This window comes from Micrococcus porci, assembly GCF_020097155.1.
GTDB classification, from domain to species: domain Bacteria; phylum Actinomycetota; class Actinomycetes; order Actinomycetales; family Micrococcaceae; genus Micrococcus; species Micrococcus porci.
On the sequence record NZ_CP083691.1, the window covers coordinates 1,707,407 to 1,723,757 of the forward strand.

The window sequence follows — 16,351 nt, forward strand, 5'->3', positions numbered from 1 at the left end:
GGTCAGTCGACCGAGACGAGGTCGCAGACGAAGATGAGGGTCTCGTTCGGACCGATGGCCGAGCCGGCCCCGCGCGCCCCGTAGCCGAGGTGCGGCGGGATCTCCAGGCGGCGACGTCCGCCGACCTTCATGCCCAGCAGGCCCTGGTCCCAGCCGGCGATGACCTGGCCGATGCCCACGGTGAGGGGCAGCGGGGTGCCGCGGTTCCACGAGGCGTCGAACTCCTCGCCGGTGGACCAGGCCACGCCCACGTAGTGCACCTGCACGCGGGAGCCCGGCTCCACGGCGGGTCCGGAGCCCTCGATCAGGTCCTCGACGACGAGCTCGGTGGGCGGGGTGTCGCCGGGGAAGTCGATCTCGGGCTTGGTGCGGTCGTAGTCGCGCTGTCCGAAGGACACGGTGTTCTCCTCTGGTGTGGGGTGGGTGGGTCGGGTGGTCAGTTCGAGGGGCTCGCCGAGGACGAGCCGGACGGGGCCGTCGAGCCGGACGGGGCGGCCGGGGACGACGCCGCGGCGGGCTGAGCCGCGAGGATGTCGACGACGAACAGCAGGTCCTCGTCCTTGCCGATGCTCCCGTCGGGGGTGCCCTCGGCGCCGTACGCCTTCTCCGAGGGCACGGAGATGAGCACGCGGGAGCCGACCTTCTGGCCCGCCAGTCCCTCCTTCCAGCCGGCGATGACCTGGTCGAGGGAGAACGTGGCCGGGGTGCCGCGCTCGTAGGAGGAGTCGAAGGTGGATCCGTCCGACCACGTCACACCCTGGTACTGGACGGCGACGGTGTCGGTGTCCTCCACCTCGGGGCCCTCGCCCTGGATCAGCGGCTCGACGACGAGCTCCTCCGGCGCCGAGCCGGTGGGCTTCTCGATGCTCGGCCGTCCGGTGGCGGGGTCGACCGAGACCTTCGGAAGCCGCTCGTCGGCCTGCGGGAGCTGCTCGGCGACGCCCTGCACCCGGAAGACCGCGAGCTGGGCGGGGGCGGCCTCGGTCCCCGACGGCGCGGAGGCCGAGGAGGACGGAGCCGGGAGGTAGACGGCCACGTCCGAGCCGACGGGCGCGCCGTAGACGGCCTTGTGCACGTAGGGGTTCATGGACGCCGGGTCCGAGCCCACGGCCACCATCTCCGGCTGCGTGGTGAAGTTCTCGTTGAGGACCTTGCCCGTCGCCGGGTCCAGCAGGGCCGTCGATAGGCGCAGCACGTCGCCCGCCTTCGGCGTGGCGCCGGTGCCCTTCGTCAGGGTCTTCACGACGGCCTTGTCCGACTCGATGGCCTTCCCCACCGTCGCGGAGGGGGTGCCGTCGGCGCCCACCGTGAACGTCAGGCCGTCGAGGGCGGCCGGATCCCCGTATTCGACGGGGGCGGCGGAGGAGGACGTGGCCTCGGATCCCTGCGCCGCGGCGGAGGACGAGGCGGACGCCGGGGACGACGAGCCGTCCGACGACTCGCCCGCCCCGCAGGCGGTGGCCAGCAGCAGCCCGGCCAGGCTCAGGGACAGGGCGGTGCGGGGACGGCGGCGGCGCGGGGCGGCCGCGGAGGACGGGGCACGGTTCATGCGCCCCACCCTAGCGGCGCACCCTGGACGTGCGCCCGGCCGACGCGCCCGCTCAGCCCACCCGCTCGAACAGGCGGTCCACCGGCGTCGCATCCGTGCTGAACGGGTCCTTCGTGGAGATCGCGTGGATCGGGTGGTCGTTCAGCTTGAGCGTCGTCCAGTCCACCGCGTAGTCCATCCCCGCCGCGCGGGCGCGGGCGATGAACTCGGCACGCACCGTGGCGCGCGTGCTGGGCGGGGCGGCGTCGACCGCGGCCCGGGCGGCCCCCTCCGGGAGCACTCGGCGGACCCCGCCGCGCTCGCGCAGCAGGGGGAACAGGCCGCGCCCCGGCGCGATGTCGTGGAACGCCAGGTCCAGCTGCGCCAGGCGCGGCGCGTCCCAGTCCAGCCCGTAGCGATCGCGGTAGCCCCGCAGCAGCTTCAGCTTGATCGCCCAGTCGATCGTCTCCTCGATCGGCCCGAAGTCCTGGGATCGGACGGCGTCGACCACCGTGCCCCACAGGTCCAGGACGTCCTCGACCCGATCGTGGTGCGCCCCCTCGGACGCCACGAACGCGCGGGCCCGGGAGAGGTAGTGGTCCTGCAGGTCGAGGGCGGAGGCCGTGCCCTCGCGCAGGTTCACGCGTACGGTGCCGGTGAGGTCGTGGGAGATCTGCCGGATCGCGAGGGTCGGGTGGGCCACGCGGTGGTCGCCGAGGGGGTAGCCCGCCTCGATCATGCGGAGCATCAGGTCGGTGGCCCCGAAGCGCAGCAGCGTGGTGGCCTCGGAGAGGTTCGTGTCCCCCACGATCACGTGCAGCCGCCGGTACTCCGACGCGTCGGCGTGCGGTTCGTCCCGGGTGTTGATGATGGGCCGGGACCGGGTGGTCGACGACGACACGCCCTCCTGCACGAAGTCCGCCCGCTGGGAGAACGCGAAGTGCGCGCGCCCCTCCCCCTCCGGCCAGACGCCGGCGGGGATCACGCGCCCGGCGCCGACGAGGATCTGTCGCGACACCAGGAACGGGACGAGCGCCTCGGTGAGGCGGCGGTACTCGGTGCGGCGGCGCAGCAGGTAGTTCTCGTGCGAGCCGTACGAGCTGCCCGAGGAGTCCGCGTTGTTGCGGTACAGGTAGATCCGGCCGCCGATGCCGTCCGCCGCCATGGCCTCCTCGGCCCGGGCGATGAGGTCCAGCAGCATGAGGTCGCCGGCGGCGTCGGAGGCGATCAGCTCGTCCAGCGTCGAGCACTCCGCGGTGGCGTACTCCGGGTGCGAGCCGACGTCGAGGTAGAGGCGGGAGCCGTTGCGCACGAACACGTTGGAGGAGCGGCCCCACTCGAGCACGGGGCGGAAGAGGTAGCGCACCACCTCCTCCGGGCTGAGTGGGCGGGCCTGCGGGTTCCAGTGCTGGACGCCGTACTCCGTCTCCAGCCCGAAGATGCGGCGGGCGTCCGTGGTCACTGGCCGCCCTTCTGCACGAAGCCCTTGACGAACTCCTCCGCGTTGGACTCCAGCACGGAGTCGATCTCGTCCAGCAGGCCATCCAGGCCGGTGTCCTGCGGGGCGGCCTTCGCCTGCGCCTGGGCGGCGGCGCCCTCGTCCTCCGGGCCGCCTGCGGGGCGGGGTCGGATCTGCTCCTGGGCCATGTCGGGCTCCTTCGGGTCGCGGATGTGGTCCTCCGCTCCGAGCCTACGCCGTCCGCGGCGCGCGGCGTCGGGGCCGGGCTGGCACGATGGGGGGATGCGCCTCTGGACCCTGCACCCCCGCCACCTCGACCGCCAGGGCCTGACCGGCGGGTGGCGTGAGGCGCTCCTCGCCCAGGCCGTCCTCGCGCGCCGGACGAAGGGCTACCGCGACCACCCGCAGCTGGAGCGCTTCCGCGGCCATGGCGATCCGGCCGCGGCCATCGGGGCGTTCCTCTCCGGGATCGCGCTCGAGGCGTCCGCCCGCGGCTACCGCTTCGACGTCTCGAAGATCGACCGCCCCCTCCTGCCCGCGGACGGCGCCGGTGAGCTGGTCCTGCCGTTCCGCATCGCGCCGATCGAGGTCACGACCGGCCAGGTGGCCCACGAGTGGGGGCACCTGCGCGCCAAGCTCGCGGCCCGCAGCCCCGGGTGGCTGGAGCGCTGGGCCGACGTTCAGACGCCGGACGTGCACCCCCTGTTCGAGGTGGTCGACGGGCCGATCGCGTCCTGGGAGCGCCCCTGACCGGGGGCGCCCCGCCCTCTGCCCCGCCGTCCTGACCTGCCAGGATGGGCGCATGATCCGCCACGAGACCGTCGAGGACCACCTGACCCGCCTGGCCTCAGGGGAGCCCACGCCCGGGGGCGGGGCCACCGGGGCGCTCGTCGTCGCCCAGGGCGCGGGGCTGGTCGCCATGGCCGCCCGCTTCTCTGGGCGCGAGGAGGTCGCGGTCGAGTGCGAGCGCGTGATCCGCGACAGCCTGGCGATCTCCGACGAGGACGAGGAGGGCTTCGCGGCCGTCGCCGACGCCTACACCCTCCCGAAGGACGGCGACGCGGCCCGCGCCCGCCGCTCCGCGGCCGTCCAGGCCGCGCTCGACCAGGCCGTCCGGCCGCCGCGCGCCATCGTGGATGCCGTCGACCGGACGGTGGGCCTCGCCGAGCGTGTCCTCGACGACGCCAACCCCCACGTGCTCTCCGACGTCGGCGCCGCCCTGGGATGCGCCCGGGCGGGGGCGGGCGCCGCCGTCGTGACACTGCTGACGAACCTCTCCCCGCTCCACGACGAGCAGCTGGGGGCCGAGCTGCGCGCCGAGATCGCCCGGGCCGACGAGCTCACCTCACGCATCGACGCGCTCGCGGCACGGGTGCGGGAGCGGATCGCCCGCTGAGAGGACCCGCCTCAGCGCCGGAGCAGCTCCCCCAGCCGGGTGACCAGCTCGTTCGGCTCCGGCGCGGGCGCCGCGCTGCCGGGGGTGTCGTCCCACCAGCCGGGCAGGTCCTCGGCCGCGCCGACCAGCGGCTCCTCGAGGCGCAGCCGGTGCAGAGGGGCCTCCTCGGCGGCCCGGACAAGGACGGAGTCCCACGCGGCGCCCGACACCTGCCGGGCGTGGTGGCGCACCAGGTTCCCGCGCGTCCACGCGCGGGTGCTCCGCGGCGGGGCGACGACGGCGGCCTCCACTTCGGCGTCCTCGACCAGTACGCGCATCGCCCCGGCCGCCACGAGCCGCCGATGCAGGGACTTCGCCGGACGCAGGTCCGCGTACTGCAGGTCGACCATGGCCAGGCGCGGGTCCGACCAGTCGAGCCCGCCGCGGGCGCGTAGGCCCTCGAGGACGCGCAGCTTCGCGGCCCAGTCCGCGCGGTCGGCCAGCGCGAGCGGGTCCGCGGCGGCGTCGGCCAGGTCGGTCCCCCACGCGTCCAGGACGGCGGCGGTCTCGGCGTCGTCCACGCCGCAGCGCGCGCAGTGCTCCCGCGCCGCGTCCAGGTAGGCGCCCAGGATCTGCAGGCCGGTCCACTCGCGCCGGGTCCACACGCCGTCGGCGCCGCGCTCGCGGCCCGGCACGGCCGCCCGCAGGGTCGGGTCGTGGCTGATCGTCTGGAGCGCGGCCACGGGGTCGTCCAGGACGATGCGCGGTGCCGTGCCGGCCTCGGCCAGGGCGAGGACCAGGGCCGTCATGCCCATCCGCAGCCAGGTGGCGTGCTGGCTGAGGTTCGCGTCTCCGATGATCACGTGCAGGCGCCGGTAGGCGTCGCCGCGGGCATGGGGCTCATCGCGGGTGTTGACGATCGGCCGCCGGATGGTGGTCTCCAGCCCCACCTGCTCCTCGAAGAAGTCCGCCCGCTGGGAGAGCTGGAATCCCGGGCGCTCCCCGCGCAGGCCCACGCCCACGCGGCCGGCGCCCACCAGGACCTGACGGGCCGCGAAGAACGGCAGCAGGACCTCGGCGAGCTCGTCGAACGGCAGGGCGCGCGCGACGAGGTAGTTCTCGTGGCTGCCGTAGGACTGGCCCTTGCCGTCCGTGTTGTTCTTGTAGACCAGGACCTCCGGGGCACCCTCGGCGGCGGCGATGTGCTCGGCCGCGGCCTGCGCGACCCGGTCCCCCGCGGCGTCCCACACCACGGCCTCCCGCGGCGAGGCCACCTCGGGGGACGAGTACTCCGGGTGGGCGTGGTCCACGTACCAGCGGGCGCCGTTGGGCAGCACCGTGGACAGCAGCAGGTGCACCGGCTCTCCGTCCGGCCCGACGAGGGCCTGGTCCGTCAGCTGCGAGGGGTGGGCCGCCGAGCGCGGCATGCGCCAGCCGCGGGCGTCCACGAGGGGCGACTCCCCCGCGTAGTCCCACTCCGTCCCGGCGACGGCCCCGCCGGAGTGCGTGATCAGGTCCGCGTAGGAGTTCACCAGCTCGACGGACAGCACGCTGTGGTGGGCCCCCGGGTTGGCCGGAGCGTGGATCCCGAACTCGGACTCGGTGCCCATGACGCGGTGCACGCCCCAGCCGGCGGCGTCGCGGCCGCCCGGCGGGGCGGTGAGGTCCGCGGGGAACAGCCGGCGCTGACCCGCGAAGGCCGGGGTGCCGGCCACCGCCTCCGGCGCCCCGCCGATGCCCCCCGGCATCGACCCGGGGGCGCTCACGGCCGGCCCCCGGCGCCGGGGAGCATGCGCAGCTCGGCCAGCCGCGGCCCGCGCCAGCCGGAGGTGCGCGCCCACTCGCCCGGGGCCACGGTGCCGAGCAGGTCCGCCTGGTCCGCGAGGACGGCGTCCACCGCGTCCAGCAGGTGGCGGGTGCGCAGGCCGCGGGCGGCCGGGTCGAGGTCCGCGGCCAGCAGGTCCCGCACGGCGGCGCGCTTGGCCCGGTCCACCACGTCCGCCACGACGGCCCCGGAGACCAGGTCGGCCAGGTGCAGCGTGCTCGTCGCCCCGGTGATGTCCGTGAGCTCGGCCAGCGCGGTGCGCGGGGAGCGCTCGTACAGCGCCGTGACGGCGGCGCCGATGAGCTCCTCGCGGGCCTGCTCGGCGGAGCCGGCGTCCCTCACCTCGTCCACGTGCAGGGGGACCTCCTCGTCGAGATGGCGCGCCATGATGTCCACGGCACCCCGCGCGTCGGGCCGGTCCACGCGGATCTTCACGTCGAGGCGGCCGGCGCGCAGCACGGCCGGGTCGATCATGTCCTCGCGGTTCGACGCGCCGATCACGATCACGTTGTCCAGGGATTCGACGCCGTCGATCTCGGCGAGCAGCTGCGGCACGATCGTCGTCTCCACGTCGGAGGACACGCCGGAGCCGCGGGTGCGGAACAGGGACTCCATCTCGTCGAAGAACACGACGACGGGCGAGCCCGCGGCGGCGTGCTCCCGGGCGCGCTGGAAGATGATGCGGATCTGCCGCTCCGTCTCGCCGACGTACTTGTTCAGCAGCTCGGGACCCTTGATGTTGAGGAAGAACGAGCGCCCGCCCTCGGCGGAGCGCGCGGAGAGGGCGTTGGCCACGGCCTTGGCCAGCATCGTCTTGCCCGTGCCGGGCGGGCCGTAGAGCATGATGCCCTTCGGCGCGCGGAGCCCGTGCTCGCGGTAGAGGTCGGGGTGGAGGAACGGCACCTCCACGGCCTCGCGGATCCGCTCGATCTGCGGACCCAGGCCGCCGATGTCGTCGAAGGTGACGTCCGGGACCTCCTCGAGGAGGACGTCGTCCACCTCGGACAGCTCCACGCGCGCCAGCGCCCACTCGAGCCGCGGGTCCACCGTGACCGCGTCTCCGTGGCGCAGGACCTCGCCGGCCAGGGCCGGGGCCCGGCGCACCACACGCTCCTCGTCCGCGGCGCCGGCGAGGACGAGCGAGCCGTCGGGCAGGGACTCCTTCACGCGCAGCAGCTGTCCGGAGACGGAGTGCTCGACCTCGCCCACGATGGTGCTGGACTCGTCCAGCAGCACCTCGGCGCCCGCCGTGAGCGCCGCCGCATCCAGCAGCGGAGAGACGGCCACGCGCAGGCGCCGCCCGTTCTGGACCACGTCCGCCCCGGCGCGCACCACCGCGCCCGTCTCCACCCCCTCGCGGGGGGCACGGGCGGCGTGCACGGCCTCGAGCCGCGCGAAGGTGAACGGGGCCTTGGTCGTGTCGTCGAGGGCCTCCTTGAGGGAGGTCATCTCCGTGCGGGTGGCCTCCAGCAGCTCGACCATGCGACGGTTGTTGCGCGCCGCGACGTCGAGCTGCGCCTGCGCCGCGCGGCGCCGCTCCGAGAGCTGCGCGCCGTGCCGCTGCGCCGACGCGAGCTGGTGGCGGAGCCGCTCGGCCTCCGCCTGGGACTGCCGCAGCAGCTCGCGCGCCTCGGCGAGGCGGCGGGCGTCGTCGCCCGCGGGCAGCACGCCCGCCCGGTCCTGGGTGTCGTCCTCGGTCATGTGCCGTCCTCCTCGGTCGTCGTGCTCAGTCCTTGTCCTGGCCCACGGTGCGCGGGTCCCGGCCCTCCAGGGCGGCCCGCGCCCGACGCGCGGTCAGACGGGCCTCCTTCGCGGCCTTGCGGGCCTTCTTGTCCGTGACGGTGCGCTCGCCCAGGGCCTGCGGCGTCCAGCGCGCTCCGTCCGACGGCGTCCAGGCCTCGACGTCCTCCGTCGTGAACTCGGAGACCTTCAGCCGCTTCTTCATGACGAGCGCGTCCTCCCCCGCCGCCAGCCGGCGGGCGGTGAGCAGGAAGCCGGTGTGGGCCACCATCCGATGGTCCGGGCGGACGGCCAGCCCGTCCAGGTGCCAGCCGCGCACGAGGGTCTCGGTGGCCTCGATCTGGGTGAACTTCCCGGACGCGCGGATGGCCTCGGCCACGCGGGAGAGCTGGGTGGCGGTGGCCACGTAGTTGAGCCACACGCCGCCGGGGGCGAGCACGGTGGCGACGGCGTCGAGGCACTCCCAAGGAGCGAGCATGTCCAGGACGACGCGGTCCACGGAGTGCGGCTCGTGGACCTTGGGCATCTCCTCCTGAGCGTCGCCGAGGTGGATGCTCCAGGCCGGGTGCACGCCGCCGAAGAAGGACTCGACGTTGCCGCGGGCGATCTCCGCGAACTCCGCGCGGCGCTCGTAGGAGTGCAGTCGGCCGGCGTCGCCCACCGCGCGCAGCAGGGACATGGACAGCGCGCCCGAGCCCACGCCGGCCTCGACCACGACGGCGCCCGGGAAGATGTCCGCCTGCTGCACGATCTGCCCGGCGTCCTTGGGGTACACCACCGTGGCGCCGCGGGGCATGGAGAGCACGAAGTCGTTCAGCAGCGGGCGCAGGACCTGGTAGGCGTGGCCCGACGAGTTCTGCACGACGATGCCCTCGGGCCCGCCGATGAGGTCGTCGTGGCGCAGGACGCCCTGGTAGCTGTGGAACTCGCCGCCGGGCAGCAGCGTGATCGTGTTGAGGCGGCCCTTGGCGTCCTTGATCTGCACGCGCTGGCCGGCGCGCAGGGGGCCGCGGCGAGCCGTGACGCCCGCGGGGCGGCCCGCCGGCGCGGCGGTGTCGGGGGTCGTCGGGGCGGCGGGGGTCTCCGGTGCGGTGGCGTCGCTCATGGACGGGGCTCCTCGGGGTCGGGGCGGCTCGCGGTGGCGAGCGCGGTCAGGATTCTCTCGCGGGGCAGCACCGAGCGGACGGCGCCGTGGCCGTCCGTGAGCACCCACACGGGGGTCGAGTCGAGCCCGGGGACCCCCGGGCGGGGGTCCGCCGCGGACTCGGCGGCCGTGGCCAGGGACGCCACGAGGGCGCCCCCGGACGGGGGCAGGGAGTCCGCGGCCAGCACGGCGTGCGGCGCCACGGCCCGGCAGGCGGCGGCCACGGGGACGCGGGCGCTGGCGGCGGCCCCGTCGAGGGCGGCGCGGTCCAGCACGCCGACGGGGCGGCCGGCCTCGTCCACGGCCACGACGGCGAGGCCCGCGGGGACGCCCGCCAGCACCGCGGAGGCGTCGGCGTCCACGGGGACGGCGAGGGCGGGGATCGCGAGGTCCGCCAGCCGCACCCCGGCCAGGCGGCGGCCCCAGCGGCCGCGCTCGACCGACTCGGAGGCGCCGCGCCACAGGGTCACGGCCACCCAGACGAGCAGCAGGGACACGACCAGGCCGGGGCGCTCCCCGCGCACCAGCGGCACGGCCACCCAGCCGATGACGAGTGCCGCGGCGATCAGCCGACCAGTCCAGCCGGCGGCGGCCACCCCCCGGTCCCGGGAGCCCGTGGCCGCCCACACGGCGGACTCCACCATGCGGCCGCCGTCCAGCGGCGCACCGGGCAGGGCGTTGAAGCCGGCCAGCAGCAGGTTGGCCCAGACGGTGGCGTCGACGAGCAGACCGGGAACGCCCCGCGCGTCGGCTGCGGCGCCCAGGGCCCAGGCGAGCCCGGCGAGGACGACGTTGGCCGCGGGGCCGGCCAGCGCGGTCACCACGGTGCCCACGGGCGTCGCCTGCGGAGCCGCGAACTGCGTGTGCCCGCCCCAGAGGGTCAGCACGATCTCCTGCGGGCGCTGGCCGAAGGCCCGCCCGGCCACCGCGTGGGCGGCCTCGTGGACCAGGACCGACAGGGCGAGCAGCGCGGCATAGCCCAGGGCCACCAGCCAGGCCGCCCCTCCGAGGCCCGGGAGGGCGCGGGCGACCTGCGGACCGAACAGCAGGACGACCGCACCGGCCACGGCGACCCACGCGGGCGAGAGCCGGACGGGGGCGCCGGCGATCCGGCCGAGGGTCAGGGCGCGCGGGCCGCTCATCCGGCGGCGCCGGGCCGCACCGCGGCGAGGTCGGCCAGGCCGCGACCGGCGAGGGTGCCCCACTGGACGGTGGCCGCCCCCTCGGGCAGGGGCAGCACGCTGGGCACGCCCACGGTGGGGAGGCCGGCGGCGACGGCGGCCGCCACGCCGACCGGGGAGTCCTCCACGGCCACGCAGTCCTCCGCGCGCAGCCCAGGGACGTGCGCGGACAGCTCCTCCAGCGCCAGGAGGTAGGCCTCCGGGTCCGGCTTGCCGCGGCTCACGCGGTCGCCCGTCACGACCACCCGCAGGGCACCGGCGGGGGCCCGCTCCGCCAGGACGCGGGCCAGCGGCGCGTGGGACATGGTCACCAGCGCGCCGGGGACGCCGGCCTCGGCCTGCGCGGTGAGCAGCTCGAGGGCCCCCGGGCGCCACGGGGTGGCGGCCTCCACACCGCGGGCGACCTCCGCCATGGTGGCCTCGATGATCTCCGGCACCTCCATGCGCAGGCCGGCGGCCCGGAGCGAGCGCGCGCCCTCGTCGAGGGGGCGCCCCACCAGGGAGGCCGCGAGCCCGTCGGACCACGTCCCGCCGTGCTCCTCCACGAGGCGCCGCTGGACCGCGTTCCACAGCGGCTCGGTGTCCACGAGGGTCCCGTCCATGTCCCACAGCAGGGCGGCGGGCAGGACGGGCGCGGGCGCGGCGGGGGTGCGGGGCATGCTGGCATCCTATCGAGGCCCCGGAAGGCGGGAGGTGACCACGGGCGCCGCGGCGTGCCTAGGGTGGGCCCATGGACGAACAGACGGACCCCGGATCCCTGGACGGCGCCCCCTCCCCGGAGGACCGGCTCGGCGCCCTGCGCGCGCACCTCACCGCCACCGTCCCGGAGGTGGAGGACGGCTCCCGCCCGCCCGCCGTCCTGCTGCTGGCGTTCGAGGGGTGGAACGACGCCGGGGAGGCCGCGACCGGCGCCCTCGCCGAGCTGAGCGCCCAGTGGGAGGCCGCCCCGGCCGGCGTCGTCTGCGACGGGGAGTACTACGACTACCAGGTGACCCGTCCCGTGGTGCACCGCGACGCCGACGGGCTCGGCACGCTCGAGTGGCCGGCCCTGCGCGTCCACGAGGCCCGGCTGGACGCGCACGGCGCCCCCGTCCCGGACGGCGAGGCGGTCCCGGCCGACGGCCTGCGGGTCCTCCTCGCCTCCGGCGTCGAGCCGAACGTGCGCTGGCGCGCCTACGTGGAGGAGCTGCTGCGCTGGGCCGAGGCGGAGGGCGTGGACGCCGTCCTGACCCTCGGGGCGCTGCTGGCGGACGTGCCCCACAGCCGCCCGCTGCGGGCCCGGCCGACGTCGCCGCTCGTGGCGGTCCGCGTCGCCGTCGACGCCGGCCTGCCCGCCTACGAGGGGCCCACGGGCATCGTCGGGGTCGTGACGGACGAGGCGGCCCGGCGGGGCACCGCGTCTCTGTCCCTGTGGGGGGCGGTACCGCACTACGTGGCGCAGGCGCCCTCGCCCAAGACCCTGCTGGGCCTGGTGGAGGCCGTGGAGGACCTGCTGCACGTGGAGCTGCTCACCCACGCGTTGCGGGACGACGCCCAGGCCTGGCAGCGCGGCGTGGACGAGCTGGCCCGCGAGGACCCGGAGGTGGCGTCCTACGTGCGCCGGCTCGAGGAGAGCCAGGACGCGCAGGAGCTGCCCGAGGCCTCGGGCGAGGCCATCGCGCGCGAGTTCGAGCGCTACCTGCGGGGCCGCGGCCGTGACTGACCGCCGCGCCGACCTCGGTGCGGGTCTCTCCCGCCCCGGGCCCCGGGACGGTCGCCCGGCGCTGTCGGCTCAGCGCAGGCGCAGTCCGAGCAGGGCGTCGACGACGTCGGCCACCGGCAGGGGCTCGGCCGTGGTGGAGAGCCCGTCGAGGGTGCCGTCGGCCCAGGCGTCGAGCACGCGCAGGGCGGCGGGGGCGTCGAGGTCCTCGGAGAGGGCGGTGTGCGCGGCCGCCAGGACGGCGGCGCCGGCATCGGCGTGGGGGCCGTCGAGGGCGGACCGCCAGCGGGCCACGCGCTCCTCGGCCGCCGTGAGGAGGTCCTCGGACCACTCCCAGTCGGAGCGGTAGTGGCGGTCCAGGATGGCCGCGCGGATGGCCACCGGCTCCACGCCCCGGGCGCGCAGGCGGGAGACGAGCTCGAGGTTGCCCAGGGACTTGGACATCTTCTGCCCGTCCAGGGCCACCATCCCCGAGTGCAGGAACGTGTGGGCCAGGGGACGGCCGTCCACGGCGGTGGCGTGGGCGGCGGAGAACTCGTGGTGCGGGAAGCGCAGGTCCGAGCCGCCGCCCTGCACGGTGAACGGCGCAGGCAGGTGCTCGCGCGCGATCGCGGAGCACTCGATGTGCCAGCCCGGGCGACCGGAGCCGAGCGCCCCGCCGTCCCAGGCGGGCTCGCCCTCGCGATGCACGCGCCACAGCAGCGGGTCGAGGGGGTCTCGCTTGCCGGGGCGGCCGGGGTCCCCGCCCCGCTCCGGGAACACCTCCTCCATCTGCGCCCGGTCCATCGCGCTGACGGAGCCGAGCGTCCAGCCGCCGCGGGCCTGGGCGGCCGCGGAGTCGAAGTAGACGTCGCCGTCGGGCTCGCCATCCGTGCCCGGCACGCGATACGCGGTGCCGCCCTCCAGCATGGCCTCCACGGCGCGGACGACGAGGTCGATCGCCTCGGTGGCGCCGACGTAGTGGTCCGGGGCGAAGACGTTCAGGGCCTCCATGTCCGAGCGGAACAGGTCGGTCTGCTCGCGGGCCAGCTCGCGCCAGTCCACGCCCGTCGCCTCGGCCCGCTCCAGCAGCGGGTCGTCGACGTCGGTCACGTTCTGCGTGTAGGCCACCTCCAGGCCCGCGGCGCGCCAGTAGCGCTGCAGCAGGTCGAAGGAGACGTACGTGGTGGCGTGGCCCAGGTGCGTCGCGTCGTAGGGGGTGATGCCGCAGACGTAGAGCGACGCCGTCCGGGCGTCGTTGCCCGGGTGGCGCAGGGCCTGCGTGGCGGTGTCGAAGACGCGCAGGCGGTCGGGCTGGACGGGCAGGGCGCGTGGGGCGGGGGTGCTCCAGGACTTCACGGTGCTCCTCGTGGGGGACGACGACGGCGGGGGCGGGTCCGCGGTGGGGTTCAGGCGGCGATCAGGCCGGTGCCGAGCAGGACGAACAGCACCAGGCCGAGGGCGATGCGGTACCAGACGAACGGCATGTAGGAGTTGGTGGTGATGAACTTCATCAGCCACGCGATCACGGCGTAGCCGACGACGAACGCGATCGCGGTGGCCAGGATGGTCTCCCCCATGCCGTACGGACCGGCCTGGCCGGGCTCGGTGACGACCTTGGCGACCTTGTAGAGGCCCGATGCGAACACGGCGGGCACAGCGAGCAGGAACGCGTAGCGGGCGGCGGCCTCGCGGGTGTAGCCCATGGCCAGGCCGGCGGTGATGGTGCCGCCGGAGCGGGAGACGCCTGGGATCAGGGCGAGGGCCTGGGCGAAGCCGTACACGATGCCGTCCTTGAGGGTCAGCTTCTCCAGGGGCTTGGTCTGGCGCCCCTTCCGGTCGGCGAGGGCCAGCAGCACGCCGAAGACGATCAGCATGGTGGCCGTGATCCAGAGGGAGCGGAACTCGGTGTCGATCCAGTCCTGCAGGAGCAGGCCCAGCACGCCGATGGGGATCGAGCCGATGATGATGAGCCATCCCATCCGCACGTCCGGGTCCGAGTGCGGGACCTTGCCGGCGAGGGCCTGGAACCAGCGGGAGATGATCCGGCTGATGTCCTTCCAGAAGTAGATCAGCACGGCGGTCTCGGTGCCGAGCTGCGTGATGGCGGTGAAGGCGGCCCCGGGGTCGGCCGCGGACGGCAGGAACTCGCCGACGATGCGGATGTGAGCCGAGGAGGAGATGGGGAGGAACTCCGTCAGGCCCTGCACGAGGCCGAGGATGATTGCTTCGATCCAAGTCACGGAGGGTCACTGTACGGCATGGCCCCGCGCCCGCCCTGGGCGGGCGGGCGCGGGGCCGGGGATCGGGCGTGAGGCCCGGGGAAGAGGGGTCAGTCCTCCTCGTCGAGGTCGTCCTCGTCGTCGAACAGCTCGAGGGGGGTGACCTCCTCGGTCTCGGCGTAGAGGGCCTCCTCGTACGCGTCGAAGGCGTCGGCGACGGCGAAGAAGGCGGCCTCCACGGCCGGATCGTCCTCCCCGCGACGGTTCTGCGCGGCGACGAGGTGCTCGTTCAGGGCGGAGGTGAGGGCCTCGAGGGCCACGCGGGCGTCAGAGCTCATGCCCCCACCGTAGCCCGGCGGTCCCTCCGCCACCAGGTCCGCCGCGGTCTGCCACCATGGACGGTATGCGTGAGCAGCTGATGTCCTCGACCCTGGACTCGATCGCCCGGGGCGAGAAGTGGGAGTACCTCGTGATCACCGTGGCCCCGCACGAGTCCCTCGCCGACGCCCGGCGGCGCCTCGTGGACCACGCCGAGTACGGGCAGTGGGAGCTGCAACGATCCGTCCACTACCGCGGCGGGACCCGCCGCCACTGGATGCGGCGGCGGGTCATCCGGGTGCGCTCCACGCTGCAGTCCTGAGCGGCCCCCGCTCAGGACACCGCTCAGGCGCGAGGCTCGAGGACGTGCTCCAGCACGCGGCAGCCGAACCGCAGGGACTCCACGGGCACGCGCTCGTCGATCCCGTGGAACAGCCGCGTGAACTCCAGGCCCGAGGGGAGCTGGAGCGGGCTGAAGCCGTAGCCCGCGATGCCGAGCCGGTGCAGCGACTTGTTGTCCGTCCCCGCGCCCAGCATGAACGGCAGCACGTGGGCGCCGGGGTCCTCGGCGTCGAGGGCCGACGCCATCCGCTCCACGAGGTCGCCGGAGAAGGGCACCTCCAGGCCGGTGTCCTGGTGTTCGGGGGAGATCTCGATGCCGTCGCCGGCGAGGTCGGCGAGCTCGGCGAGGGTCTGCTCCTCCTCGCCCGGGATCAGCCGGACGTCCACGGTCCCTGTGGCGGTCGACGGGATGACGTTGTGCTTGTAGCCGGCGGTGAGGCCCGTGGGATTGGAGGAGGTGCGCAGGGTGCCGGCCACCCAGTCCCGGGCGTGGCCGAGCGCCTGCAGCTGCGGCGTCGGGTCCCGCTCGTCGAACGGGGTGCCGGTGATCTCGGCGACCTCCTCGAGCAGCTGGCGGGTGGTCTTGGTGTAGGTCAGCGGCCAGGGGTGGCGGCCGATCCGCTCCATCGCCCCGGCCAGGCGGGTGACGGCGTTGTCGGTGTGCGGCGCCGATCCGTGGCCGGGGGCCCCCTGCGCGCGGAGGTTGAGCCAGGCGAGCCCCTTCTCCCCCGTCTGCACGAGGTAGGCGCGCGTCCCCGCGACGTCCGTGGAGAAGCCGCCGACCTCGCTGATCGCCTCCGTGCACCCCGCGAACAGCTCCGGGCGATGCGCCACCAGCCACTGGGCGCCGAAGACGCCGCCGGCCTCCTCGTCGGAGAAGAAGGCGACGACGACGGGGCGCCGGGGTCGCCGGCCGGTGCGGGCCAGGTGGACGAGCACGGACAGGATCATCGCGTCCATGCCCTTCATGTCCACGGCCCCGCGGCCCCAGATCATGCCGTCCCTGAACTCGGCGCCGAAGGGGTCGACGGTCCACTCGTCGGGCTCGGCGGGGACCACGTCCGTGTGCCCGTGCAGGACGAGACCGGGCGCCTCCGGGTCCCACCCCTCCAGCCGGCCCACCACCGAGACCCGGCCCGGGGCGGACTCGATCAGCTCCGGCTCCATGCCGGCCTTGCGCATCCACGCGGCGCAGAGCTCGGCGGCCTCGGGCTCGCCCACGGAGCGGCCGCCGCCGTGGTTGGTCGTGTCGATCCGGATGAGGTCGCGGCAGATCTCGACGACGTCGGCGTCGGCCGTGGACGGGGCGGTGGAAGGGGTCGAGGCATCCATGCGGCGAGCCTAGCGGGGCCGGATTCGCATGTCGCGCGGAGCCGTGCTACAGTTCTCGAGTTGCCTGCCGGAGAACGTCGAGAAATCGGACGGTGCCGGAGGCGCTCCTGAGCGCGAGTGGCGGAATTGGTAGACGCGCAGCGTTGAGGTCGCTGTGCCCGCAAGGGCGTGGGGGTTCAAGTCCCCCCTCGCGCACACCTCAGTGAG

17 protein-coding genes and 1 tRNA gene are annotated in these 16,351 nt (G+C 75.1%); 5 read left to right on the forward strand and 13 right to left on the reverse strand.

Annotated features, from left to right (window positions below; all coding sequences use genetic code 11):
* Positions 1 to 2: 2 nt before the first annotated feature.
* Genes KW076_RS08070 through KW076_RS08085 form a run of 4 tightly spaced genes read right to left on the reverse strand, consistent with a single transcriptional unit; the run spans position 3 to position 3,175 of the window.
* Positions 3 to 398 (reverse strand): FKBP-type peptidyl-prolyl cis-trans isomerase, encoded by a 396-nt coding sequence (locus KW076_RS08070; protein ID WP_224354862.1) that lies wholly within the window; start codon positions 396 to 398, stop codon positions 3 to 5.
* 38 nt (positions 399 to 436) lie between these two features.
* Positions 437 to 1,549 (reverse strand): FKBP-type peptidyl-prolyl cis-trans isomerase, encoded by a 1,113-nt coding sequence (locus KW076_RS08075; RefSeq protein WP_224354863.1) that lies wholly within the window; start codon positions 1,547 to 1,549, stop codon positions 437 to 439.
* A 52-nt stretch (positions 1,550 to 1,601) separates the two neighbouring features.
* Positions 1,602 to 2,990 carry a Pup--protein ligase gene (gene pafA / locus KW076_RS08080; protein WP_224354864.1) on the reverse strand — a complete coding sequence of 463 codons (1,389 nt, stop codon included), beginning with the start codon at positions 2,988 to 2,990 and terminating at the stop codon, positions 1,602 to 1,604.
* Positions 2,987 to 3,175: a ubiquitin-like protein Pup gene (locus KW076_RS08085; protein WP_224354865.1), complete on the reverse strand. Its 189-nt coding sequence runs from the start codon at positions 3,173 to 3,175 to the stop codon at positions 2,987 to 2,989. The genes pafA and KW076_RS08085 overlap by 4 nt, the downstream gene beginning before the upstream one ends.
* A 94-nt stretch (positions 3,176 to 3,269) precedes the next feature.
* Between KW076_RS08085 and KW076_RS08090 the strand changes: the two genes are divergently transcribed.
* Together KW076_RS08090 and KW076_RS08095 are read left to right on the forward strand one after the other, a co-directional pair.
* Positions 3,270 to 3,737 (forward strand): pyrimidine dimer DNA glycosylase/endonuclease V, encoded by a 468-nt coding sequence (locus KW076_RS08090; RefSeq protein ID WP_224354866.1) that lies wholly within the window; start codon positions 3,270 to 3,272, stop codon positions 3,735 to 3,737.
* Positions 3,738 to 3,789: 52 nt separating this feature from the next.
* The gene (locus tag KW076_RS08095) at positions 3,790 to 4,383 is read left to right on the forward strand and encodes a cyclodeaminase/cyclohydrolase family protein (protein WP_224354867.1); all 594 of its coding nucleotides are present in this window, start codon (positions 3,790 to 3,792) and stop codon (positions 4,381 to 4,383) included.
* Positions 4,384 to 4,394: 11 nt separating this feature from the next.
* Here the strand turns inward: KW076_RS08095 and dop are convergent, their stop codons facing one another.
* The 5 genes from dop to KW076_RS08120 are packed head-to-tail and all read right to left on the reverse strand — an operon-like array spanning position 4,395 to position 10,911.
* Positions 4,395 to 6,128 (reverse strand): depupylase/deamidase Dop, encoded by a 1,734-nt coding sequence (gene dop / locus KW076_RS08100; protein ID WP_224354868.1) that lies wholly within the window; start codon positions 6,126 to 6,128, stop codon positions 4,395 to 4,397.
* Positions 6,125 to 7,888 (reverse strand): proteasome ATPase, encoded by a 1,764-nt coding sequence (gene arc, locus KW076_RS08105; protein ID WP_224354869.1) that lies wholly within the window; start codon positions 7,886 to 7,888, stop codon positions 6,125 to 6,127. Before arc ends, dop begins: the two co-directional genes overlap by 4 nt.
* A 25-nt stretch (positions 7,889 to 7,913) precedes the next feature.
* Positions 7,914 to 9,032 (reverse strand): tRNA (adenine-N1)-methyltransferase, encoded by a 1,119-nt coding sequence (locus KW076_RS08110; protein ID WP_224354870.1) that lies wholly within the window; start codon positions 9,030 to 9,032, stop codon positions 7,914 to 7,916.
* Positions 9,029 to 10,213 (reverse strand): site-2 protease family protein, encoded by a 1,185-nt coding sequence (locus tag KW076_RS08115; RefSeq protein WP_224354871.1) that lies wholly within the window; start codon positions 10,211 to 10,213, stop codon positions 9,029 to 9,031. The genes KW076_RS08110 and KW076_RS08115 overlap by 4 nt, the downstream gene beginning before the upstream one ends.
* Positions 10,210 to 10,911 carry an HAD family hydrolase gene (locus KW076_RS08120; protein ID WP_224354872.1) on the reverse strand — a complete coding sequence of 234 codons (702 nt, stop codon included), beginning with the start codon at positions 10,909 to 10,911 and terminating at the stop codon, positions 10,210 to 10,212. The genes KW076_RS08115 and KW076_RS08120 overlap by 4 nt, the downstream gene beginning before the upstream one ends.
* Positions 10,912 to 10,982: 71 nt before the next feature.
* On the opposite strand from KW076_RS08120, the gene KW076_RS08125 reads away from it, so the two are divergent.
* On the forward strand, positions 10,983 to 11,954 hold the full coding sequence (locus tag KW076_RS08125; RefSeq protein WP_224354873.1) for a proteasome assembly chaperone family protein: 972 nt from the start codon (positions 10,983 to 10,985) through the stop codon (positions 11,952 to 11,954).
* Between the two features lie 69 nt (positions 11,955 to 12,023).
* Here the strand turns inward: KW076_RS08125 and mshC are convergent, their stop codons facing one another.
* The 3 genes from mshC to KW076_RS08140 form a co-directional block, all read right to left on the reverse strand.
* Entirely contained in the window at positions 12,024 to 13,289 is a 1,266-nt protein-coding gene (gene mshC / locus KW076_RS08130; RefSeq protein WP_224354874.1) for a cysteine--1-D-myo-inosityl 2-amino-2-deoxy-alpha-D-glucopyranoside ligase, read from the reverse strand.
* A 50-nt stretch (positions 13,290 to 13,339) separates the two neighbouring features.
* Positions 13,340 to 14,173 (reverse strand): undecaprenyl-diphosphate phosphatase, encoded by an 834-nt coding sequence (locus KW076_RS08135; RefSeq protein ID WP_224354875.1) that lies wholly within the window; start codon positions 14,171 to 14,173, stop codon positions 13,340 to 13,342.
* A gap of 89 nt (positions 14,174 to 14,262) precedes the next feature.
* A complete protein-coding gene (locus tag KW076_RS08140) occupies positions 14,263 to 14,490 on the reverse strand; it encodes a hypothetical protein (protein WP_224354876.1) in 228 nt (75 codons plus the stop codon).
* Positions 14,491 to 14,555: 65 nt separating this feature from the next.
* Between KW076_RS08140 and KW076_RS08145 the strand changes: the two genes are divergently transcribed.
* Positions 14,556 to 14,792: a DUF5703 family protein gene (locus tag KW076_RS08145; RefSeq protein ID WP_224354877.1), complete on the forward strand. Its 237-nt coding sequence runs from the start codon at positions 14,556 to 14,558 to the stop codon at positions 14,790 to 14,792.
* A gap of 23 nt (positions 14,793 to 14,815) precedes the next feature.
* Here KW076_RS08145 and KW076_RS08150 read toward each other — a convergent pair whose 3' ends face one another.
* Positions 14,816 to 16,144 (reverse strand): M20/M25/M40 family metallo-hydrolase, encoded by a 1,329-nt coding sequence (locus KW076_RS08150; protein WP_224354878.1) that lies wholly within the window; start codon positions 16,142 to 16,144, stop codon positions 14,816 to 14,818.
* Positions 16,145 to 16,255: 111 nt separating this feature from the next.
* Between KW076_RS08150 and KW076_RS08155 the strand changes: the two genes are divergently transcribed.
* A tRNA-Leu gene (locus tag KW076_RS08155) sits at positions 16,256 to 16,339 on the forward strand.
* Positions 16,340 to 16,351 lie beyond the last annotated feature (12 nt).

What these genes read in the sequence shown, in the direction of transcription:
- KW076_RS08085 (WP_224354865.1), bottom strand. Translation starts at nt 3,175, where the DNA reads ATGGCCCAGGAGCAGATCCGACCCCGCCCCGCAGGCGGCCCGGAGGAC.
- KW076_RS08150 (WP_224354878.1), bottom strand. Translation starts at nt 16,144, where the DNA reads ATGGATGCCTCGACCCCTTCCACCGCCCCGTCCACGGCCGACGCCGAC.
- KW076_RS08095 (WP_224354867.1), top strand. Translation starts at nt 3,790, where the DNA reads ATGATCCGCCACGAGACCGTCGAGGACCACCTGACCCGCCTGGCCTCA.
- KW076_RS08145 (WP_224354877.1), top strand. Translation starts at nt 14,556, where the DNA reads ATGCGTGAGCAGCTGATGTCCTCGACCCTGGACTCGATCGCCCGGGGC.
- KW076_RS08090 (WP_224354866.1), top strand. Translation starts at nt 3,270, where the DNA reads ATGCGCCTCTGGACCCTGCACCCCCGCCACCTCGACCGCCAGGGCCTG.
- KW076_RS08120 (WP_224354872.1), bottom strand. Translation starts at nt 10,911, where the DNA reads ATGCCCCGCACCCCCGCCGCGCCCGCGCCCGTCCTGCCCGCCGCCCTG.
- KW076_RS08115 (WP_224354871.1), bottom strand. Translation starts at nt 10,213, where the DNA reads ATGAGCGGCCCGCGCGCCCTGACCCTCGGCCGGATCGCCGGCGCCCCC.
- KW076_RS08110 (WP_224354870.1), bottom strand. Translation starts at nt 9,032, where the DNA reads ATGAGCGACGCCACCGCACCGGAGACCCCCGCCGCCCCGACGACCCCC.
- KW076_RS08075 (WP_224354863.1), bottom strand. Translation starts at nt 1,549, where the DNA reads ATGAACCGTGCCCCGTCCTCCGCGGCCGCCCCGCGCCGCCGCCGTCCC.
- KW076_RS08125 (WP_224354873.1), top strand. Translation starts at nt 10,983, where the DNA reads ATGGACGAACAGACGGACCCCGGATCCCTGGACGGCGCCCCCTCCCCG.
- KW076_RS08140 (WP_224354876.1), bottom strand. Translation starts at nt 14,490, where the DNA reads ATGAGCTCTGACGCCCGCGTGGCCCTCGAGGCCCTCACCTCCGCCCTG.
- arc (WP_224354869.1), bottom strand. Translation starts at nt 7,888, where the DNA reads ATGACCGAGGACGACACCCAGGACCGGGCGGGCGTGCTGCCCGCGGGC.